Annotated in this window: 20 protein-coding genes and 1 other annotated feature; of the genes, 8 read left to right on the forward strand and 12 right to left on the reverse strand. The window is 37.5% G+C overall.

Annotated elements, in window-relative coordinates:
• Positions 1 to 150: 150 nt before the first annotated feature.
• From trpB to GX497_12260, 3 genes are all read left to right on the forward strand, one after another.
• A complete protein-coding gene (gene trpB / locus GX497_12250) occupies positions 151 to 1,326 on the forward strand; it encodes a tryptophan synthase subunit beta (GenBank protein ID HHY73962.1) in 1,176 nt (391 codons plus the stop codon).
• 115 nt (positions 1,327 to 1,441) lie between these two features.
• On the forward strand, positions 1,442 to 2,095 hold the full coding sequence (locus GX497_12255; GenBank protein HHY73963.1) for a DUF1906 domain-containing protein: 654 nt from the start codon (positions 1,442 to 1,444) through the stop codon (positions 2,093 to 2,095).
• Positions 2,096 to 2,164: 69 nt separating this feature from the next.
• A complete protein-coding gene (locus GX497_12260; protein ID HHY73964.1) occupies positions 2,165 to 2,542 on the forward strand; it encodes a cbb3-type cytochrome c oxidase subunit I in 378 nt (125 codons plus the stop codon).
• Positions 2,543 to 2,686: 144 nt separating this feature from the next.
• Here the strand turns inward: GX497_12260 and GX497_12265 are convergent, their stop codons facing one another.
• The gene (locus GX497_12265) at positions 2,687 to 4,309 is read right to left on the reverse strand and encodes a methyl-accepting chemotaxis protein (protein HHY73965.1); all 1,623 of its coding nucleotides are present in this window, start codon (positions 4,307 to 4,309) and stop codon (positions 2,687 to 2,689) included.
• Positions 4,310 to 4,441: 132 nt separating this feature from the next.
• Positions 4,442 to 5,740, reverse strand: a complete 1,299-nt coding sequence (locus tag GX497_12270) for an acetyl-CoA hydrolase/transferase family protein (protein ID HHY73966.1) — start codon at positions 5,738 to 5,740, stop codon at positions 4,442 to 4,444.
• 145 nt (positions 5,741 to 5,885) lie between these two features.
• On the opposite strand from GX497_12270, the gene GX497_12275 reads away from it, so the two are divergent.
• Complete coding sequence (locus tag GX497_12275; GenBank protein HHY73967.1) at positions 5,886 to 6,596, forward strand: hypothetical protein; 711 nt, start codon at positions 5,886 to 5,888, stop codon at positions 6,594 to 6,596.
• Between the two features lie 162 nt (positions 6,597 to 6,758).
• Here the strand turns inward: GX497_12275 and GX497_12280 are convergent, their stop codons facing one another.
• The 6 genes from GX497_12280 to GX497_12305 form a co-directional block, all read right to left on the reverse strand.
• Positions 6,759 to 7,574: a ZIP family metal transporter gene (locus GX497_12280; protein ID HHY73968.1), complete on the reverse strand. Its 816-nt coding sequence runs from the start codon at positions 7,572 to 7,574 to the stop codon at positions 6,759 to 6,761.
• Between the two features lie 96 nt (positions 7,575 to 7,670).
• Complete coding sequence (locus tag GX497_12285) at positions 7,671 to 8,153, reverse strand: N-acetyltransferase (GenBank protein ID HHY73969.1); 483 nt, start codon at positions 8,151 to 8,153, stop codon at positions 7,671 to 7,673.
• 34 nt (positions 8,154 to 8,187) lie between these two features.
• The gene (locus GX497_12290) at positions 8,188 to 9,435 is read right to left on the reverse strand and encodes a glutamate-5-semialdehyde dehydrogenase (protein HHY73970.1); all 1,248 of its coding nucleotides are present in this window, start codon (positions 9,433 to 9,435) and stop codon (positions 8,188 to 8,190) included.
• Between the two features lies 1 nt (position 9,436).
• Positions 9,437 to 10,558 (reverse strand): glutamate 5-kinase, encoded by a 1,122-nt coding sequence (locus GX497_12295; protein HHY73971.1) that lies wholly within the window; start codon positions 10,556 to 10,558, stop codon positions 9,437 to 9,439.
• A 68-nt stretch (positions 10,559 to 10,626) separates the two neighbouring features.
• Positions 10,627 to 10,863, reverse strand: a binding site (T-box leader).
• A gap of 86 nt (positions 10,864 to 10,949) precedes the next feature.
• On the reverse strand, positions 10,950 to 11,303 hold the full coding sequence (locus GX497_12300) for a hypothetical protein (GenBank protein ID HHY73972.1): 354 nt from the start codon (positions 11,301 to 11,303) through the stop codon (positions 10,950 to 10,952).
• 113 nt (positions 11,304 to 11,416) lie between these two features.
• Positions 11,417 to 12,514: an ATP-binding cassette domain-containing protein gene (locus tag GX497_12305; GenBank protein ID HHY73973.1), complete on the reverse strand. Its 1,098-nt coding sequence runs from the start codon at positions 12,512 to 12,514 to the stop codon at positions 11,417 to 11,419.
• Between the two features lie 122 nt (positions 12,515 to 12,636).
• Between GX497_12305 and GX497_12310 the strand changes: the two genes are divergently transcribed.
• From GX497_12310 to GX497_12320, 3 genes are read left to right on the forward strand one after another with little or no spacing between them, the layout of a single operon-like run.
• A complete protein-coding gene (locus tag GX497_12310; protein HHY73974.1) occupies positions 12,637 to 13,251 on the forward strand; it encodes a sterol desaturase family protein in 615 nt (204 codons plus the stop codon).
• 30 nt (positions 13,252 to 13,281) lie between these two features.
• A complete protein-coding gene (locus tag GX497_12315) occupies positions 13,282 to 14,367 on the forward strand; it encodes an HlyD family efflux transporter periplasmic adaptor subunit (GenBank protein ID HHY73975.1) in 1,086 nt (361 codons plus the stop codon).
• A 15-nt stretch (positions 14,368 to 14,382) separates the two neighbouring features.
• A complete protein-coding gene (locus GX497_12320) occupies positions 14,383 to 16,779 on the forward strand; it encodes an ABC transporter permease (protein ID HHY73976.1) in 2,397 nt (798 codons plus the stop codon).
• A gap of 62 nt (positions 16,780 to 16,841) precedes the next feature.
• On the opposite strand, the gene GX497_12325 is transcribed toward GX497_12320, so the two are convergent.
• The 4 genes from GX497_12325 to GX497_12340 are packed head-to-tail and all read right to left on the reverse strand — an operon-like array spanning position 16,842 to position 20,282.
• Positions 16,842 to 17,135 carry a 4Fe-4S ferredoxin gene (locus GX497_12325; GenBank protein ID HHY73977.1) on the reverse strand — a complete coding sequence of 98 codons (294 nt, stop codon included), beginning with the start codon at positions 17,133 to 17,135 and terminating at the stop codon, positions 16,842 to 16,844.
• Positions 17,135 to 18,430, reverse strand: coding sequence for an FAD-dependent oxidoreductase (locus tag GX497_12330; protein HHY73978.1), 1,296 nt, complete (start codon positions 18,428 to 18,430; stop codon positions 17,135 to 17,137). Before GX497_12330 ends, GX497_12325 begins: the two co-directional genes overlap by 1 nt.
• On the reverse strand, positions 18,423 to 19,451 hold the full coding sequence (locus GX497_12335; GenBank protein ID HHY73979.1) for an electron transfer flavoprotein subunit alpha/FixB family protein: 1,029 nt from the start codon (positions 19,449 to 19,451) through the stop codon (positions 18,423 to 18,425). The genes GX497_12330 and GX497_12335 overlap by 8 nt, the downstream gene beginning before the upstream one ends.
• A gap of 15 nt (positions 19,452 to 19,466) precedes the next feature.
• On the reverse strand, positions 19,467 to 20,282 hold the full coding sequence (locus GX497_12340; protein HHY73980.1) for an electron transfer flavoprotein subunit beta/FixA family protein: 816 nt from the start codon (positions 20,280 to 20,282) through the stop codon (positions 19,467 to 19,469).
• Positions 20,283 to 20,628: 346 nt separating this feature from the next.
• On the opposite strand from GX497_12340, the gene ric reads away from it, so the two are divergent.
• Positions 20,629 to 21,333 carry an iron-sulfur cluster repair di-iron protein gene (ric, locus tag GX497_12345; protein HHY73981.1) on the forward strand — a complete coding sequence of 235 codons (705 nt, stop codon included), beginning with the start codon at positions 20,629 to 20,631 and terminating at the stop codon, positions 21,331 to 21,333.
• Positions 21,334 to 21,407 lie beyond the last annotated feature (74 nt).

A 21,407-nucleotide genomic window follows, 5' to 3' on the forward strand; every position in this document is an offset into this window, starting at 1 on the left:
TTTTCCTTTTCGCAAGCACTAATTTTAATTTCTGGAAATTTCATTGTTATTTCAACACCCTAACTTATTATAAAAACTAGTTACAAATGTCATAAATATTTGTTAAAATAAAAGTATTGTATTAATTTTTACTTAATAGGAGGAGAACAGATGAGTGGAGCTCAGACAGATCAAAAAGGATATTTTGGCGCGTTTGGTGGCAGTTTTGTACCGCCAGAATTACAGGAAGTTTTAGACTATCTTGAAGAACAGTTTAATAAATATAAAGATGATGAAGACTTTAATAACGAATTTAAATATTATTTAAAAGAATATGTTGGTAGAGAAAATCCATTAACATTTGCCCGCAACTTAACTGCGAAACTTGGTGGTGCTAAAATCTATTTAAAACGTGAAGATTTAAACCATATGGGTGCCCATAAAGTCAATAACGTACTCGGCCAAATCTTGCTTGCCAAGCGAATGGGTGCAAAAAGGGTCATTGCTGAAACAGGCGCAGGCCAGCATGGTGTAGCGACAGCGATGGGCTGTGCAATGTTTAATATGGAATGTGTCATTTATATGGGCCTTGAAGATACAAAACGACAAGCGTTAAACGTATTCCGTATGGAAATGCTAGGGGCAAAGGTAGTGCCCGTTTCAAAGGGACAAGGCCGCTTAAAAGAAGCGGTTGATGAAGCGTTAAATGATCTTGTTCTTAATTACAAAAATACATTTTATTTATTAGGTTCAGCGGTTGGTCCCCATCCATACCCGCTAATGGTTAAGCATTTCCAATCAATCATAAGTGAAGAATCAAAACGACAAATTTTAGAAAAAGAAGGTCGTCTTCCAGATGCTGTTGTAGCCTGCGTAGGCGGCGGTAGTAATGCGATTGGCGCTTTTGCTCATTATCTTGATGAACCGTCTGTTCGCCTAATCGGTGTAGAACCGGATAAAGCCGCAACAATGACAGAAGGTGTGCCAGCAGTTATCCACGGTTTTAAAACATTAACGCTGTTAGATGAAGAGGGCAACCCTAAACCAACGTTTTCAATCGCGGCAGGACTAGATTATCCGGGGGTAGGGCCAGAACATAGCTACTTAAAAGAATGTGGTCGTGCCGAATACTACCCTGTTACAAACGACGAAGTATTGGACGCGTTCCAATTACTTTGTAAAACAGAAGGAATTATCCCAGCACTTGAAAGCACCCATGCTGTTGCCTATGCGATTAAGCTTGCGCAACAAATGAAACCTGAAAATATTATTATCGTAAATTTATCAGGCCGCGGCGACAAAGATGTCGAGCATGTCTTTAATCTTTTGCAAGAACGAAATAAATAATTTTTCATTTTGACAGGGGCTACCTCTTTTGGGGTAGTCTCTTTTTTTTTGCACTTTTAAACGATAAACCCATAGTATGTATTGTTGAAAACAGACTAGAACGGGGGTTACAAAGGTGCCAAAATACATTTGGGGAGTCGATTCCGCCCAGAAGGTTACACGAGAATTATATGAATGTGTCATGCGCAATTTCAGCTACCCCAATTATTGGGGACGTTATTTATCAACGGTACCCAATGCATCTGAAGGGTTGACAGTTGAAGAAATTCAGTTTATAAAATCAAAAGGGAGTAAACTTTTGCCAATTTATAATGATTTTAGATCTTCAACAGGTTATCGTGAAGGCCAAGTAGCAGCAAGAAATGCCATTTTCCAAGCGAGACGGCTAGGGCTGCAAAAAGGGGCACCAATATTCGCCAATGTTGAACGGTTTTTTGCAGTTGATAATGTATGGATTCGCGCATGGGTTGAAACTTTTTTACCAAGTGGGTATGTAAGTGGATTTTACTTCAATCCAACAGAGGGGCCTTTTAATAATGAATTTTGCAAAGCAGTCCAAAACAATAATCAAGTGAAAACTCAAGCAATTCTCTGGAGTGCTGAGCCAGTCCTAGGTGTTACAAATAACAAAAAAGCGCCAAAATTCAATCCTAAAAAAGTCGCCTGTGACGGTACAGTCTGGGCATGGCAATATGGACGAAACTCAACTATATGCCCAATCAATACAAATTTAATTGATAACAGATTATTTACTAAACTGCCTTTTTAATCATGAAAAGATGATGATATTAATATGATGGTATTGTAAGAAAATTTATTTTGATGAGGAGGAATAAGTATGGGGATAAAACTAATAAAGATTGCTGCCATCTACTTCTTATTAGCAATTATATTAGGAATGTTTATGTCTATCACTCATAAATTTGACTATGCACCTTCACATGCACATATCGCCCTTCTAGGCTGGGCTAGTTTAGCGCTAGCTGGTATTATTTACGTTTTATTTCCAAAGGCAGAACATAATAGACTTGGGAAAGGTCATTTCTGGTTTCACAATATCGGGCTGCCAATCATGATGATAGGCCTACTAGCTCTAGAAGGCGGCGTTCCTACTGCCGAACCTGTCATTGCCATTGGTGCTACGATTACATCGATTGGAATACTTCTTTTTGTTATTAATGTTCTTCAAAATGTAACAACTTTTGGACGGCGGTAATTGTCTTTTTGATGCCGACTCGTAAGGGGTTTGGCACTAAAATAAATACGATATGTTAGTTTCCGAAATCTTGTTAACACTACTTGTCATCATATGATAGCATCTAACCCCTTTATTTGAGTCGGCACAATATTTCCCCTGAATTTAAAAACGGAATCGCTTTACAATAACACTTAGATTTTTAGCTTCCTGAGTAAGTAATGAAGCATCCTCTGCTAACTGGTGAATTCCTTCAACTTCCTTATCCACAGTTGCTGTTGTTTCTTGAACAATTTCCGTAAAATCTTTAGCGATAATATTAATTTCTTCAATAATTTGCTGTAGTCTACGTCCATTTTCAGTAACAGACAAGGCATATTTCCGATTATTCGAAACAAGCTCCTTCGTTTTAATGGAAGCCATTTTCAAATTATTAATCGCTTTTCCAGCTTCAGCGACAAGCTCCACCCCGTCACCTATTGATTTAACATTACCTTCAACTTGCTCGACAGCGTCCTGCAACTCATCTCTAGTTTGTTCAAGTGAAGCAAGAATGTCTCGGGCAAACTCATTCGTTCCCTCGGCAAGCTTTCTAACTTCGTTTGCCACAACAGCAAATCCTTTGCCACTATCACCGGCACGAGCAGCTTCAATCGAAGCATTTAAAGCAAGAAGATTTGTTTGTTTAGCAATATCTGTTATCGACGAAACTTTGTTCATGACAAGATCTGCATCATTTGAGATTGTCCTAATTTTTTTAGCCGTTTCAATCACAGTATCTTGAATTTCTCTCATTTGCCTTTGCGTTGAAATTACCGCATTTTCTCCTTCATTGGATGTTTGCAAAGCTTCATCCGCACCATAAACCGCTTTTTCAACTTCACCCTGCATCATCTCTACTAGTTCCATCATCGTATCGACCATTTCCTCTGCGGCGATAACAGAGTTACTTTGCTGTTCAGCTCCACCGCGAAACGATTGCATTGTGGCTGAAACTTGGTCAAACGCAGCTGATAACTTTTGGGAGGATTGTTCCTGATGCTCACTTATAACCCCTACCGATTTCGTCGCATCTTCAAATTTTTTAATAATCATCCGAAATCCCAAAATTACTTTATTAATCTCGTAGCCGATTTGATGAAACTCATTTCGACCACCCTTTGTTTTTACTTCAGCACTTAAATCACCTGAAGAAATCGTTCTTGTTACTGAATACCATGTTCGCAATCTTCCTCTTATAGAAAAATGGAAATATAAGCTTAACAACATTGTAAAACCTGAAGTTAGTAAAAAAATTATTAAACATTGTATAAAAGCTAATGCAAACATCTTCGCTGAAAGCGCTGCCATAAAACCAGGTACTAAACTTAACAAAATAAACATTAAACCAATAAATGGGCGATGTATAAGTCTACCCATCCTTAAAACATAGTGGTTTCCCTCACTATCTTGGATAATTGGGCATGATGCATCAACAAGCACTTCTCCAGTATTCCTTTGATAAAGCTGCAATAATGGAATGTTTGTCTTCGCAGCCTTTAAGCCCACCTCATCTTCAAAATGGCCACCTTCTCGAAGTCGGTTTGTATGGACAAAACTACGCCCATTTTGATCAACAATTACAAAAAATTCATCATTTTTTAGTTCCTCATCAAGAACTGTACGCAAATGATCAACCTGTTCTTGAATTGGAATGTTTTCCTTCCATTTATTTTTAATAGTGTTTGCAACCTGCTCTACCTTTTGTAATGCTTGTTTAGCAGACTTTGTTGTCAACAACCGACTCATTAAATCCCCCCTCCTTATCCCCTTTCTGAAAATTTAAAATATAAGCCTATTTATATATTAGTACAATTTTATGAACTTTTCATCTATTATATTTCACTTAGAAATATTTTTGTTACATATCTTCCCTAGGATTTATAAAAATCCCCACTTTTTTGCTGTAAATGTTAATTCATCACGAAAGTCTGGATGGGCAATATTAATTAACTCCTGTGCTCGCTGTGACAGGCTTTTTCCACGTAATGAAGCTACACCAAATTCAGTTACAATATGGTCTACATCATTTTTCGATGTTGTAACAACGGACCTCGGGCTTAACTGCGGCTGAATTCGTGATATAGTACCGTTTTTAGCGGTTGAATGTAAACATATAAAGCCCTTACCATTTTTCGCAAACATCGCCCCTCTTGCAAAATCAACTTGGCCACCAGAAGAGCTATAATAACGGCCTTGTATCGTTTCAGATGCACATTGCCCTAGGAAATCAATTTCTGTAGTTGCATTAATACATACCATATTATCCTCTTGAGCTATTACTCTAGGATCATTCACATAGTTTACAGGAAGCATCTCTATTCCAAGGTTATTATTTAAAAGAGCGTATAATTTTTTTGTTCCTAAAGCAAACGTTGCTACCGCTTTACCAGGAGAAAGCTTTTTTTCGGTACCCGTAACAACTCCTTTTTCAATTAACTCCATTACCCCATCCGCCATTAATTCGGTATGAATTCCGAGATTCTTATGATTAGTCAACATTGAAACAATCGCATTAGGAATCGCCCCTATACCAGATTGAATCGTCGCACCATTTTCAATTCGCTCTGCCACAAATTCAGCAATCCTTCGATCAATGTCCGTAATTTCAGCCGGCTGCACCTCAAACAAGGGATAATCTACATTTATGTAACCTTCAATTTGACTTATATGAATCACATTGCTTCCAAACGTTCTTGGCATTTGCTTATTTACTTCTAAGAAAAAGGGCACCTTTCCAATAAAGGGCGCTACATAATCAGCTGATACACCTAGTGAAAAATAACCATGCTCATCCATTGGTGAGGCAGCTGTTACTATTAACGACATTTTCGTAGCTTTTTCTAAAAGTCGTGGCATTTCATGGAAATTATTAGGTACTAATGAACATTTCCCTTCTAAAAAAGCTTTTCTAGTCACATGACTTAAAAAATATGATACATGCTCAAGATGGCCTGCATATTTTCCCCATATATAATCTCTTTCTTTAATTCCATGCATTTGGTGAATGCGTACATTTTTAAAATTCGTCGCATTTCTTTCAATAACATCTACTAAGATTTGCGGCTCTCCATTTGCTAGCGGCACGATAATATCATCGTCATTATGTATGTAAGACAAAACATCTTCCGGTTTTTTTTCTTTGTTATTGAATAATTGACCAATTGACAACGGTTTCATCTCCTTTTCAAACCATATAATAACATTTTTGCGAATGAAACAAAAACTTAATAGAAAAGTTTGCAAAATTTTTTATATATTTCAGTTAACTTTCAGTTTTTCGAATTATATTTACCTTAAATAATAAGTTAAGGAGGGAACTATTTTGAAAAAGATATTCGTATTCATCCTAGCAATTATAATGATTACGTCTGTCAATAGTTATGCTGAAGGAACATCACTTGGCGTTCCCCTCAACGAAAAACAGCTAGATCTGCAGTTTGTAGATAAACAGGTCGAATTGCTTTTAGGTACTATAATTCTTCTACCAGAAAACAATAATTACGATAAAGTAAGTGTACGCGAAATGATTGCCACAATCTCACAAATCGATCCGGTTATTCTTACTTTCTTAACAGAGAATAATCTAAAGATAAAGCTATTCGATGGAAGATTAACTGATGAGCCAAGTTTTCAAGATTTAAGAGGCGCTGTGCCAAGGGGATGGAATAACGGCTTAACATGGGATGATGTTCCAGGTGGGTGTGTACAAACGTTAGCAGTAGCTAAAATAGGTGCAAGCCGCACAGGAATGGGGCATAGCTCCGTTAATTTAGAATTACATGAAATTGGTCATTTATTTGAACGTAATTATCAAGAGCTTAAAAATAATGAGAAATATGATAGCATTTGGAAAGGGGAAGCAGCAAAATTGATGCCTGGCCGCGCCTATTTTTCAGACTACCAAGATGAATTTTTTGCAGAAGCCTTCGCAATGTTTTATTACAGCAATAATACAAGAGAAGTAATAGAACAAGTGGCTCCGAAAACATTTTTATTAATGAAAGAAATTGAAAACAATTCATTATTAATGTAAGACAATGTTATGATCGTCTAAGAAAATAATAAGTTATCAATAAAGCAAGTCTCTAAGCGGTTAACGAAGAAATGTAATCTCAATTTATAAAACTATTGAGGGCTTCATTCGTATTCACTTAGAAACTTGTCATACATATTTTAATTAGCTTGTTAAGCTGGTTTAGCCTAAGGCCACATCTAAAATCATCATGATTGTGAAACCTACCATCAACGCTAACGAAGCAAGGTCATGATTTCCATTTTCATGGGAACTAGGAATAACTTCCTCCGCTACTACAAAGATCATTGCCCCTGCAGCAAAGCTTAATGCATATGGGAGCAATGGTTCAATAAAAACAACAGCTAAAGCTCCGATTACAGCGGCAATTGGTTCAACCATGCCTGAAAGCTGTCCATACCAAAAACTTTTGAGCCGTGACATCCCTTCTCTCCGCAATGGTACAGAAACAGCAACACCCTCGGGAAGGTTTTGAATACCTATTCCAATCGCTAAAGCTAGGGCACCAGCCAATGATGCTGATGAATATCCAGCAGCAACTGAGCCAAAGGCAACACCAATTGCTAGCCCTTCTGGAATATTGTGCATGGTGATTGCAAGAACTAATAACGTACTTCTTCTTTTTCCTTCCGGCCTAATCCCTTCAGCTTGATCGATTGGTGCCATTGGATGCAAGTGTGGCAATATTTTGTCAAAAAGCATTAAAAAGAGACCGCCACATAAAAATCCAATCGCAGCTGGCATCCAAGCGGTTTTTCCGCTTGCTTCTGCCATTTCTATCGCTGGAGAAAGAAGCGACCAAAAGCTAGCCGCAATCATAACTCCCCCAGCCAAACCGAGCATTCCATCAAGAACCTTTTGGTTAAAATTCTTAGCCGTAAAAACGGCCGCCGCCCCAATTGCAGTCATCAGCCATGTGAATAAGGTGGCAATTAATGCCTGCATGGCAGGACTAAACTGAGCTATAAAATCGAGCATTTTCCTTCAATCCTCCTGCTGGGATTAATTAGGCGTTTTTTTAACAACAATGCTTTTTAGATAGGAAATGTGCCCATTTTAAAAAACTATACAAACTTAATGTAACCCAATCACTTTCCTATAATCAGTTACTTTTATTAGCATAGCAGTCTCATCACAATTTAAAAACTTTTGACAATTCATACAGTCTTTCCATATCTTTTGCGGTAACTCTTGTTTATCAACGATGGTAAAACCGCATTTATGAAAAAAGTCAACCTGATAGGTCATTGCAAATACATTTTCAACCCCAAGCATTTCTGCATCTTCGATAAGATTATATACTAATTTTCTACCAACACCCAATCCTTTCGCCTCACTAGATACAACTAAAGAACGGATTTCGGCTAAATCACGTCCGAGAACATGTAAGCTTCCCGCTCCAATAACCTGTCCATCCTTTTCAGCAACTCGAATACATTGAATATTTTCATATAATGATAAATGTGTTCTTGGTAAAAGGAGGTCTTCCTTCGCATATGAATCTATTAACTCAAAAATTGCATTAACATCATGAATACTAGCTTTGCGAATTAGCATAGTTTATGTCTCCTTATAGAGTCATTTTCAGTTCCTATTTTCTTACTTGACCTGTTCCGTTCACAATATATTTAGTAGATGTTAAGGCAGGCAATCCCATCGGCCCTCTAGCATGAAGCTTTTGCGTACTAATGCCAATCTCGGCACCAAAGCCAAATTCAAAACCATCCGTAAATCTCGTAGATGCATTATGATAAACAGCTGCCGCATCAACATAATTAAAAAATTGTTCAACATTCTCCGGCGTTTCAGAAATAATCGCTTCCGAGTGTAAAGAACCATATTTATTAATATGAGCGATAGCTTCATTGACATTAGTAACAAGTTTCATCGCCACAATTAAATCTAAAAATTCTGTACCCCAATCTTCTTCAGTTGCTTGAGTTACAGTAGGAATGATGTTCCTTACATTTTGATCGCCATGAATTTCGACTTTTTTCTCTTGTAATGCCTTTACTAAGTCTTGCAAATACTTAGTAGCCCATGATTCATGAATAAGAATCGTTTCGACGGCATTGCAAACAGATGGACGCTGTGTTTTCGCATTAACGGCAATATCAATCGCCATCTCTTTTTCCGCTGTCTCATCAATATAAAGATGACAATTCCCGACGCCTGTCTCTAATACAGGAATGCTTGCGTTTTCAACAACCGTTTTGATAAGTCCCGCTCCACCACGAGGGATTAAAACATCCAAATACTCATTTAACTTAAACATCTCTGCGGCTGTTTCCCTACTTGTATCTTCTAATAACTGAACAGCATCAACAGGAATATCCGATTGTTCAAGGGAGCGGTGAATCACATTCACAATTGCAATATTGGAGTGAATCGCCGTTGAGCTTCCTCGTAGGATTACAGCGTTTCCCGTTTTTAAGCACAGACTTGAAGCATCAACGGTCACATTCGGTCTCGCTTCATAGACCATGCCAACAACACCAAGCGGAACGCGCACTTGTTTTATTTTTAATTCGTTTGGCCTTTCCCACGAATCAAGAACTTCCCCAATTGGGTCTTTTAAGCTTACTAATTGCAGAAGGGCGTCTGCCATATCAGCAATTCGCTCTTCCGTTAAGCGAAGGCGGTCTAATAATGAAGCGGATAACCCGTTCCGTCTACCAACCTCAATATCTTTCTCATTTTCGGATAAAATATATTCTTTTTCAAGAAGCAATTGTGCGCTAATTTTACGTAATGCCTCATTTTTTTGCTCTGTTGTTTTAACAGCTAATTCACTTGCAACTGTTTTTGCCTTTTTTGCCTTTTCTAATAATTCACTCATTTTAATTCACCTTCTCCTTTTTTAGCGTAACCCAATGATCACGATGAATCACTACTGTTTGATCGTTATGCAAGATATGTTTTGCTTCGGCGGTTGTTAAGCCTTTTATTTTTTCCAGTTCAGTTGCCGAAAAATTAACTTCTCCTCTGCCAATCAATTCGCCTTTTTGGTTAATAACATCAACCACATCACCAGTAGCGAAATCGCCCTTAACATTGCTCACCCCTGCAGGCAAAAGACTTTTCCCTTTGTAGAGCAATGCATCTGTTGCCCCATTGTCTATTTCTATTGTACCAGCAACAGTAGAATGAAGGGCAAGCCATTGTTTCGAATTTTTAATTCCTGTAAGCTTAGAATTGCCAATATAGGTGCCATCACCTTTGCCAGCTAAAATATCGATTAGTTTTCCCTCGCCAAAACCTGTTCCAATGAATACGTTCACACCTAACGATAGAGCTGTTTTAGCTGCTTCAATTTTAGAGCGCATTCCGCCTGTGCCCATCTTTGATCCTGATGATGAAGCAATTTGTAAAAGCTCCTCAGTAATTTCAGGTAAAAAATTATATTTCTTCGCATTTGGATTTTCATTTGGATTTTGGTCATAAAGTCCATTAACATCTGTTAAAATTATGAGAAAATCGGCATGGACATGGCCGCTAACTAACGCGGACAGCATATCATTATCACCAAATGTTAGTTCATCAACAGCTACCGAATCATTCTCATTAATAATCGGTAAACAATCGCGCTTTAATAATTCCGTAAGTGTTGCGTAAGAGTTGCTATATTGTTCTTTATTCATAAATCCATGTCTTGTCAGCAAGAGCTGTGCTGTAACAATTTGGTGGGAATTAAAATGCTCAGTATAGCCTTGCATTAATAAACCTTGTCCGACAGCGGCGGCTGCCTGTTTACCTGCGATTGTAACAGGTCGTGTTGGATAGCCTAATTCTTTGAACCCTGCTGCCACAGCTCCAGAAGAAATTAAGATGACCTCATGCCCGGCTTTTTTAAGCATTGCCAATGCTTCTACATGTTCTGCAAGCTTCTCAATTGATAAGCCGCCATTTGTATTTGTTAAAGAGCTGCTTCCTATTTTCACAACAATCCGTTGCTTAGCCACGTTAAAACCTCCAGTTGCAATATTCGGATTATATTTTCATTATACAAAAAAGACCCTTCCACATCCTTAAAAAGGACGGAAGAGTCTAATCTTTCGCGGTACCACCTTTTTTGGCTATTTGGAATAGTAATTATAAGTCTACACATAATAGCCCTCTTAAATCCGTAACGAGGATGAATCGGTTAGTTTTCACTAACAGCTCTGGGGTAGGTTCGCATGGTTCTGTCACGATGAAACCTTTCAGCCAACGGATTTCACTCTCTTGCGGACGAATTTCATCTACTAGTCCCCTTCAATGCATTTTTCTAATAAGAATAGCCTTAATAATCAATAATTTGCTATTATTATGCGATACGAAATAGTTTATGTCAACACCAATTATTTACACAGACTAACTAATCTTCATCGTTTTTGCTGTCAATTTGGATTGTTTAATATTTTGAACGATATATGTTGATTCTTCAATTGCTTTGGATAAAGAGTTTGGATTTGTTGATTTGTAAAAAGGGGGTCTTAATGACCAAAAAACTCCTGTTTCTTGCGCGGGATAAACGACAACATTCCATTCATACTTTTCGCTATTGGCTGCTAATGGCTTGCCTTCAAGAGCAATTAGCCAATGATTTACTTTTAAACAATCCCCACAATCACCACAAAATTCTTTACAAAAATGCTCTTTATCAAAGTCATTCATTGGAATTAAAGCCTTCTGATAAAACTCCCTGTAATTTGGTACATTCATCATCGGTCATTCCCCTCTTTAAACGATTTTTCACATTAATTGTATGCGCCTCCATAAAAACAGAAAGCTTTCTTTAATAAATTGACAAAATATCCAAATTTCGTATTATCGGATTGCTATTTACATTTCTTATACTTTATTAAATCACGTAATCGTTTGTCTACCATTTCGCGAATTTCATGATTAGTCATTTGTGATGATTGCATCATTCCAATAAAATCCTCTTTTCGAAGCGAAAGTAATTCAACAGATTCGTTAGCAGAGGCCCTAATTGTCGCTGTCCGTTTCCCACCAGTTAGTAAGGCAATTTCTCCGAAATAGTGACCAGCACCTAAACGACTAACGATTACTTCGCCTTTACTATGTTGTTGGATGATAACCTCAACCTCCCCCCTAACGATAATATAAGCAGAATCAGCATCTTCTCCTTCTCTCATAATGATGGAGCCAGCTTGATACTGCACCTTTTCAAATTGGGTTTGAAGCGTTGAAATTTCATCAATCGTGAGATTCGGGAATGCTTGCACCGCATATTCATTAACAATTTGTCCATCAGCAACAACAATGGTTCGTTGGACTTTGCTTGCCAAATCTTTATCGTGTGTAACCATAATAACCGTCTTGGCTTGATCCACTAAATTTTGAAAAAGGTCAAAAATAGAATCAGCTGTGTTTGAATCTAAGCTTCCTGTCGGCTCATCTGCTACAATGATTGGCGGGTCATTTGCTAAAGCTCTGGCGATTGCAACTCGTTGTTGTTGTCCCCCTGATACTTCATTTGGGAATTTTTGTGCATGTTCAAGCATACCCACGGTTTTTAATAATTCTAGCGCTTTCAGCCTTCTTTCTTTTGGTTCGTACATGCTGCAAAAATCCATTGGTAACATAACATTTTCAACAATCGAAAGGGTTGGGATTAATTGAAAAAATTGAAAGATTACACCGATATTTTTTCCTCTCCATTGCGCCATTGAACTGCCTCTTAATGTCAGCATATCTTGGCCTGCAACAGTAATTCCCCCAGATGTTGGAAGGTCAATTCCTGTAATCATATTCAAAAGCGTTGACTTCCCGCTTCCAGATTTCCCGATAATCCCTACAAATTCCCCTTCCGCGATTTGCAGACTAATTCCCTTTAACACCGTGTTTGCTACACCATCATTTTTATATGTTTTAACGACATTCTCTAACGCAATAATCATAATTTCACCCATTTATTTTAAAATTTATGAATCTATTTAATAATATACAAACTTTTAAAAATTAATGATATATTTATGTAGGAATTGTAGATTTTTGAAAAATTTCCAAACATTAAATTAGGAGGAGAGTGGCTATGCATATTTATATAAAAGAATTTTTAACACAGCGGCTCATTCTTTTTTTACTTTTTGTCATCATAACATCTGGTATAGGAACCTTTTTAACATTCGGCAGCAAGTGGACACTAGCAGCGTTGTTTTCTGGGATAGTTCTTTTCATTATTCTTGAATATACGGTACATCGCTATCTTATGCATGAATTCCCGAAGCTTGTGCCTTATATTTACAACGGCCATGCTGCCCATCATGAATCACCCGATAATATTAAATATTTAATAGGTCCCGTCACATTCGAAATCGCAACTTATCCAGTTATTTTATTGATTGCTTGGCTTTTGACAGACTATGATTGGCACTTAGCTTTAGCCACTGTATTTGGGACATCTGTATATCAAATATACTATCAATGGAAACACTATATGTCCCATCGGCCAATCAAACCATTAACTCTTTGGGGAAGATGGGTTAAAAAGAAACATCTACTTCATCATCATATGGATGAAAATGCTTGGTATGGTGTGTCAACCCCTGTTTTCGACATACTTTTTGGAACGAATCAATCTAAATCTCCTAACTCGAATAAAGGAAATTCAGTTTCAAAGATTAATCACCGACCACCATTAACTTAATCTAGTAAGATGCTACTGAAGGAGAATGCAATGATTTCTGCTAAATTACAAACCTATAGAAATTTCATCGTTTTATTTATTAGTTTATCCATGATTACAGGTTGCACACAAAAAGATGCACCTATTATAGAAGTTGAAAATGATATAACCCACGAAATAATCGTTGGAAAAGTTGTTCCTTTTTCAACCTCATTTATTTCTCCAAGAACAAGCGGAGAACTTGTTTCTATCCTAGTTAAAAAAGGAGATAGCATAAAAAAAGGACAACTTTTAGGACAAATCAATGACCAAGACATTCAAAATCAATTAGAAATTGAAATGAAAGCTTTCGAAAAATTGGAGCTGCAAAAACAAAATGCAGCTATTTATGTTAAACAGTTGCAAATTGAACTAGAGAAAGCGAAAAAGCAGGTCGAGCAATCGAAAATTTCTTATGACGATGTGGTACCAATGAACGGTGCATCCATTGATAAATCGAAATTAAAAATCCAGTGGGAAGATGCACTAAAAATAAGAAATAAAATGAAAGTATTATATGAAGAAGGGGCTATTTCAGAACAAGAATACCTTCAAGCAGTAAGCTCTGAGCAAATTGCCATGCTTGCCTTAAAAGAAGCAGAATTGGCTGAAAAAAACTCAAAAATTGATGTCGACCTAGCATTATTAACCGCTGATGGAGCGAAAGAAGAGTTGAATAAAGCCCTGCTTGCAGAAAAAGATGTCATTGTGTCAATGGAACAGTCTCGCCTGAAAATTAAACAACTGCAAAACACATTAAATGATGCAAAAATAAAGGCAACCCAGGACGGGGAACTATATGAAATTCATTTCGAAATCGGTGAAACTGTCGCTAAACAGCAAACATTATTTGAGATCGCAACACTAAATCCTGTGATTGTTGAGGTTGAGTTAACGCCTGAACAACTCCCGCTTATAAAAAAGGAAGCTAACATGGATATTGAAATCCCAGCTTTAAACAAGAAAACAACGGGAAAGGTTACATTTGTTTCGTCGATTGCAAACAAATCAGACCTTTATATCATTGAATTAGTGGTTGAAAATGATGGATTAGAAATTAAGCCAGGAATGCCAGCAAATTTACTGATAACCCCCTAAAAGCTAGGTGAAAAAATGAAGTCTTTACTAAGAAGAAAAGTTTTTCGTGAAATTTGGCAGCAAAAAGCAAAAACAATGCTTGTTGTATTAACAATATCAATTGGGGTAATCGGGGCTGGAATGATTACCCAAGCGGAACACTTATTATCTGAGGGCATCCATCGTCTTTATCAAATGGCAAATCCCTCAAGTGGGACAATCATTACAGATGGATACGATTCAAATGTGCTTTTACAAATAAAAAATAGGGCTGATGTCAAACAGGCAGAAGGCAGAACTAGTTTACTATTACAAGCAAGTAAACAAGAGACAGCTGGCGAAAAAAAAGGTGAATGGAAAAAGTTCCAAATCCATGCACTTCCAGATTACACAAGCATATCTCTTGATACTATATTCTTTAATAAGGGCAGCAAAGCCCCTCAAAGAAATGAGATTGTTTTGGAGAAATCTTCCCTAGATTTACTAGATGTAAAAATAGGTGATACGTTATTAATTAAAACAGCAGATAATAAAGATATTCCTCTAACGATTAGCGGCACCGTCATTGATCCAATCCATGAAGCCGCCGCCATTTCCAGTGTTGGAACAGCTTATATTGCTTCATCTACTTTGGAAAAACTAGGTGTCTCTAAAAAACTTAATTCCATTTCATTTTTAGTTTCAGAACATGCTGATGACAAAGACCATATTTACCAAGTTGCCGAAAACGTTAGAAAACATATAGAAAAAAGTGGAACCCGAATTGAAAGTACAATCATACCAGAACCTGGACAACATTGGGCCTCTGATATTATTAGGTCGATGTTGATCATTCTAGAAACAATGGGAGTCATCACCGTTTTATTAAGCATCTCATTAGTTGTCAATACAATTCTTTCGATTATTACTAGTCAAGTGCGGCAAATCGGAGTAATGAAGGTTTTGGGCGGTACTAACCCATTACTAACAAAGGCGTATATGTTAACAATCTTTATTTATGGATGCCTAGCTTTAATCATTGGTATTCCGCTTGCATTAATAGGGGCAAATATTATCACCTACTTCTCTCGTTCAGTTTTTAATATTGAACGATTTAATTTTGGCTTATCCCCTATTTTTATTTCTTTAGTCATTATTTTGGGAATCATCATTCCGATTATTGCTTCTTTTTTTCCAATTCATCGTGCTTTGAAAATTACAGTACGAGAGGCCATTCAGGATAATGGCCTTGGGAAAAATACAGGAAGCGGTTGGATTACGAAAGCATTGGGTTCTATACGTGGTCTTCCATTAATGCTTATTTTATCACTTCGCAATACATTTCGGAGGAAAGGACGGCTTTTTGTTACCCTTTTGACTTATAGTTTGGCAGGTGCAATGGTCATTTCTGTCTTTAGCATCCATGCTTCTATGAAGTTGACAGAAAAAAACTCTTTTCAATATTCAAAATATGATATTCAAGTTTTTTTTAAAGAAGCAGTGCCAAAAACAAAAGCTGAATTGATTGCACACACTATTGAATATGTTAATCGCGTTGAAGGTTGGGGTAAGTACAACGCTTATCGAATTAGAGATGATGGTACAAAAGGGATAGAATTAATCATTTATGCTCCTCCGCCAAATACAACTTATATTGAACCAGTTTTGCATAAAGGTTCCTGGATTAGCGGGCAAACGAACGGGATTGTCTTCGATTCATATTTATTGCATGAGGAAAAAAATTTAAAGATTGGGGATCAATTAAATGTAGAAATCGATGGAAAACGTCATAGCTTTCCAATAATCGGCTTTAGCCGCAAAGTGGCAGGAACACCCCTTTCATATGTAAGCTACCCTGCTGTACATGGACATTTAGGAGCAAATCATACCGTAAAAATTTTGAATATCATTACATCTAATCATGAACGCAAAAACCTTGAAAAAGTAGCAGAACAAGTGGAGGACCTTTTTAATAAAAAAGGAATGTTTGTTCAATCAGTCGAGATCAATGAGGATGTCCAAAATCGGATATCGAATAAATTAAACTTGATGTTGACGTTTTTAGTAATTTTTAATATACAATATGTCATCATTGGAGCGTTAAGTTTAATGGGGACAATGAGTTTGAATGTAATGGAGCGCAATCGCGAAATTGGCATTATGAGAACAATTGGCGCATCGAATAGCGTCCTTTGGAAAATTGTCATTTTCGAAGGTGTTACGATTGGCATCATTAGCTGGTTCTTTAGTTCATTATTAGCGTATCCAATTAGCAAAACGCTTAGTGATTCGATTGGCATTGTCCTATTCAAAACACCACTGGATTTCACATTCCCGTTATTAGGTTTACTATCTTGGCTGGGCACTGTCATTGTCATCTCTACTTTCGCATGTTTCATTCCAGCATCACAGGCAACTAAATTAACGATTCAAGAAAGCTTAAGCTATGAATAAATAAGAGGAAAACAAATAAGAGCACATTCTATGAGGAGAATGTGCTCTTATGCTATTTCAAGCTATGCCAATCTAAAAATAATTCCATGTCCGCCTTTTGGATATTCCCATTTAATATTTTGGTATGGACAACCGATACGGCAGCTGCCACATTCATGACAGCCTTCATAGCCGACAAACATCCGACCTGCCGCTTCCCATTTATACACTTCACCAGGACAGAAAACAGTACAAATTTTATCAGGGCATTTTGTCGCGCAAATGTCATGGTCTAAAATCGTTAAATGAGATTTTGAATCGGCTTTATAACGGACTAAATACTGCTTTTCTTCGATAGTTGTCGCATTCTTAGCCATTATTTCATCACCTTCCATACACGGTATAGGTCTTTCGCAACACCAAGCATACCTTTGTTGCCAATCATTGTTTGCACCGCTGCTTTTTGCTTGTCACGCTTCGGCACGCCATCAACAGATAAGAAGCTACTTGCCGCTTTGTTCATTAATGGAATATATTCCTTAAAGTATTGCGGATTTGTTTCAAATGTATGTGTTGCATCCTTATACTTTTCAAGGTCCTTGCCGATGAAGCTATTCATGACCTTTTCACGATATTTTGCTAATGCTCTTTCTGAGAGATTACCGCTTTGTTTTGCCTCGATAATTGTTTCGGCTGCAAGTCTACCTGAAGTCATCGCCATATTAGAGCCTTCACGGTGAATGCCGTTAACAAATTGCGCGGCATCACCTGCAACAAGCACGCCGTCTCCATACAATTTCGGGATTGAATTGTAGCCGCCTTCTGGAATTAAGTGAGCTAAATATTCTGCAGATTCACCGTCTTTAACTAGCGGCTGCACCATTGGATGATTTTTTACGTATTCTAAAAGCTCATAAGGCTTAATTTTTTCTCTCATCATACTTGACAAAGTAACACCAACACCGATATTCACGCTTTCTTTGTTTGTATAGATGAAAGATGTCCCTAAATTACCATTTGTCGCATCACCAAAGATTTCGATAGCTACACCTTGGTTGTCGCCAATATTAAAGCGATCGTTAATCACATCTTTTGGAAGATTAATAACTTCCATTGCACAAAGGGCCACTTCGTCAGGACGAAGCTCACGGTGGAAGCCTAATTGCTTCGCAAGTAATGAGTTAACACCATCTGCAAGGACAACGACATCTGCATATACTTCTCCGTCTGGGCGATCGGTGCGCACACCTACTACTTTACCATTTTCAACAAGACATTCTAACACTACCGTTTCGTTAATCAACAAAGCCCCAGCTTCAACCGCTTTTTGGGCAAACCATTGGTCAAACTTTGCACGGAGAACAGAAAAACAATTATAAGGTGCTTCACCCCATTCTTCATTTTTCACACTTGTTGTCACACATGTTTTTTTATCCATCAGCCATGCTCGTTGCTCAACAATTGGTCGCTCTAACGGTGCATCCTTCCAGAATTCTGGAATAATATCCTCTAATTGCTTTCTATATAAAATCCCGCCCATTACGTTTTTCGCACCTGGGTATTCACCACGTTCAATTAATAAAACTTTTAATCCCGCTTTTGCACTTGTATAAGCACAAGCTGAACCTGCTGGTCCTGCACCTACTACAATGACATCAAATTTCTCAGACATGCTCGACTACACCTCCGGACTTTTCTAGTGCTGCTTTAAATTCTTGAATAAGCAGTGGAAGAATCTCCATTGCATCGCCAACAATACCATAGTGAGAAGCATCAAAAATGGCTGCGTTAGGATCTTTGTTCACAGCAATAATAAGCTCAGAGTTTTTCATTCCAACTACATGCTGAATAGCACCGGAAATTCCAAAAGCAAAATAAATTTTTGGTGATACAGTTTCGCCAGTCTGTCCAATTTGCAGGTGATGCTCAAGCCAGCCAGCTTCAACAACATCGCGAGTTCCGCCAACACTAGCACCAATCACATCGGCAAATTGATGGAGTAACTGGAAATTCCTCTCATCTCCCATTCCTTTACCACCGGCAACAATAATATGGGCATCAGCTAAGTTCGCTTTTTTCGTTGTGTCTCTCACAATCTCTAAAACTTTCGTGCGAAGACTGCTTTCTTGTAGCCCTAATTGTTCCTCAATAATCGTACCTGTCCGACCTTTTTCCGGGGCTAACGCCTTCATGACCTTTGGTCTTACGGTCGCCATTTGTGGACGATGTTTTTTACAAAGAATCGTCGCCATAATGTTTCCTCCAAAAGCAGGACGACTAGCCTCAAATAAACGATTTTGTAAGTCAATATCTAACATTGTTGTATCAGCCGTTAAGCCTGTACTAATATCTGTTGCAATCGCACTTGCCAAGTCTTTACCATTTGAAGTTGCACCATAAAGAATAATTTCTGGTTTATATTTACGAACAAGAAGGCTTACACCATGCATATAAGGCTCTGTTCGATAGTCTTTAAGAACAGGATCATCAATAACATAAACTTCATCAGCACCGTATTCGAAGCAGTCTTTCGCTAGTCCTTTTATATTTTCACCCAAAAGGAAACCTGCTAATGGTACATCTAATTTATTTGCTAGTTCACGTCCCGCCCCTAATAGCTCAAGAGAAACTCCAGCAATCTCCCCATCTCGTGCTTCAATAAATACCCAGACGCCTTTATATTCTTCAATCATGTTTTATCCCCCTATTTACTGCCCGAAAAGTTCACTCTTTTCAGCGATGATAGTTGATACGATTTCTTTAACCTGTTCAGCAGGGCCTCCATCAATCATTTTTGCCTTTTCAGGCGGCTGTGGAGCCCACATTTTCCCAACAACTGTTGGTGAACCCTTTAAACCAAGTTGACCAATATCTACGCCTTCAAAATCATCAACTGTCCAAATAACAGGCTCATATCTAGCAGCTTTGATCATATTTGGAAGTGGTGAGTACGAAATATCATTAATTTCCTTTTCAACAGTAAGTAAGCATGGCATTTGAGCTTGAATCACTTCATAGCCATCTTCAATTTTGCGGTGAACTTTAATGTACTTACCGCTTTCATTTACTTCCTCAACCTTAATTACTTTTGTAATAGGTGGAATATCAAGACGTCTAGCAATTCCAGGTCCAACTTGCCCTGTATCCCCATCTATGGCATGCAAGCCACAAAGTACAAGATCAATAGGATCATCTTTCGAGATTTTTTCGAGAGCATTATATAATGCATAGCTTGTTGCTAACGTATCTGCACCAGCAAAACGTCGGTCAGTAATTAAATAGCCTGCATCTGCACCAATTTCAATACTCTTTTTAATAACCTCTGTTGCTTGTGGAGGCCCCATCGATAAGACAGTAACCTTGCCACCAACTTGCTTTTTAATACGAACTGCCTCTTCCACTGCATGACCATCATATGGATTCAAGATTGCAGGTACCCCGCGACGGTCCAATGTGTTCGTTTTTGGATTGACCTTGATGATTTTTGTGTCTGGAACTTGTTTTACACAAACAACGATGTGCAAAAGAAACACACTCCTCTCAAATAAACCACTCTTTTTTAGGTGAAACTTGTTGGTAATTTTATATTATAAGAGTTTTAAAAAAGTATTTTAAACTCTAAATAACCAAGAGAAAACCTAGCAAGCGTTTACATTCGTGTCCCTTCTTGACTTAACACCATTTACAACGTATTTATAATAATTCTGTAATATTTTATATTTTTAATTGTACAATTATTCACAAACTTTTTAAAGCGTTATTTTAATAAATTTTAAATTTTTTTAATAACTCCTCTGTGATTTGTATCACCGACATAGTGAAAAAAATATTATATATTTTATATATAATATTTTGAGGAGGCACATGATGATGTCATTTACGATTACAAGCACCATGAGTGTTGGCGAAATCGTTACCCAATTCCCACAAGCAGCTGACATATTTAAAAGATATAAAATTGATTTTTGTTGTGGCGGTAACCACTCTTTAACAGAAGCACTTGCAGAAAAAAACTTAAACGAAGAGGAAATTCTTGAAGAGTTAAATACAGCTTATACAAAAATGAAGGCAATGAATACTGAAACAACGAATTGGCAAGAAGTTTCTAGCAGCGATTTAATTGACCATGTTAAAGAAACGCATCATGCCTTCTTAAATAATGAGCTACCAATGCTTGGCCAGCTTGTGACAAAAATTTATCGCGTCCACGGTCCAAACCATGGATACCTTGCTGATGTTTACAATCATTATCATGATTTAAGCAAAGAATTAATGGAACACGTTATCAAAGAAGACGAAATAGTATTCCCTCTAATAAAATCATACGAAGAAAACCCTTCATCCGAAAAACTGGAAGAAGTTAAAGCGGCGATTATTGAGTTAGAAAAAGAGCATGACAAAGCAGGGGATTTATTGAAAGCAATCCGTGAATTAACAAATGACTATGAATTGCCAGCCGATGCTTGCATGACGTATACAACAACATTTCAACGATTAGAAGCGCTTGAAGCAGATATGTTTATTCATGTTCATAAAGAAAATAATATTCTTTTCCCACGCTATTTAAATAAATAATCTAATAGATAGAAATAGGCATGAGAAGCATCTCATGCCTATTAAAAATGTTTTCATTGTCATAGCAACTGTTA

It is taken from the genome of Bacillus sp. (in: firmicutes), assembly GCA_012842745.1.
Lineage (GTDB): Bacteria > Bacillota > Bacilli > Bacillales > Bacillaceae_J > Schinkia.

Coding starts and splice junctions, on each gene's coding strand:
- trpB (HHY73962.1), top strand. CDS start 151: ATGAGTGGAGCTCAGACAGATCAAAAAGGATATTTTGGCGCGTTTGGT.
- GX497_12260 (HHY73964.1), top strand. CDS start 2,165: ATGGGGATAAAACTAATAAAGATTGCTGCCATCTACTTCTTATTAGCA.
- GX497_12265 (HHY73965.1), bottom strand. CDS start 4,309: ATGAGTCGGTTGTTGACAACAAAGTCTGCTAAACAAGCATTACAAAAG.
- GX497_12270 (HHY73966.1), bottom strand. CDS start 5,740: ATGAAACCGTTGTCAATTGGTCAATTATTCAATAACAAAGAAAAAAAA.
- GX497_12280 (HHY73968.1), bottom strand. CDS start 7,574: ATGCTCGATTTTATAGCTCAGTTTAGTCCTGCCATGCAGGCATTAATT.
- GX497_12285 (HHY73969.1), bottom strand. CDS start 8,153: ATGCTAATTCGCAAAGCTAGTATTCATGATGTTAATGCAATTTTTGAG.
- GX497_12290 (HHY73970.1), bottom strand. CDS start 9,435: ATGAGTGAATTATTAGAAAAGGCAAAAAAGGCAAAAACAGTTGCAAGT.
- GX497_12300 (HHY73972.1), bottom strand. CDS start 11,303: ATGATGAATGTACCAAATTACAGGGAGTTTTATCAGAAGGCTTTAATT.
- GX497_12305 (HHY73973.1), bottom strand. CDS start 12,514: ATGGGTGAAATTATGATTATTGCGTTAGAGAATGTCGTTAAAACATAT.
- GX497_12310 (HHY73974.1), top strand. CDS start 12,637: ATGCATATTTATATAAAAGAATTTTTAACACAGCGGCTCATTCTTTTT.
- GX497_12315 (HHY73975.1), top strand. CDS start 13,282: ATGATTTCTGCTAAATTACAAACCTATAGAAATTTCATCGTTTTATTT.
- GX497_12320 (HHY73976.1), top strand. CDS start 14,383: ATGAAGTCTTTACTAAGAAGAAAAGTTTTTCGTGAAATTTGGCAGCAA.
- GX497_12325 (HHY73977.1), bottom strand. CDS start 17,135: ATGGCTAAGAATGCGACAACTATCGAAGAAAAGCAGTATTTAGTCCGT.
- GX497_12330 (HHY73978.1), bottom strand. CDS start 18,430: ATGTCTGAGAAATTTGATGTCATTGTAGTAGGTGCAGGACCAGCAGGT.
- GX497_12335 (HHY73979.1), bottom strand. CDS start 19,451: ATGATTGAAGAATATAAAGGCGTCTGGGTATTTATTGAAGCACGAGAT.
- ric (HHY73981.1), top strand. CDS start 20,629: ATGTCATTTACGATTACAAGCACCATGAGTGTTGGCGAAATCGTTACC.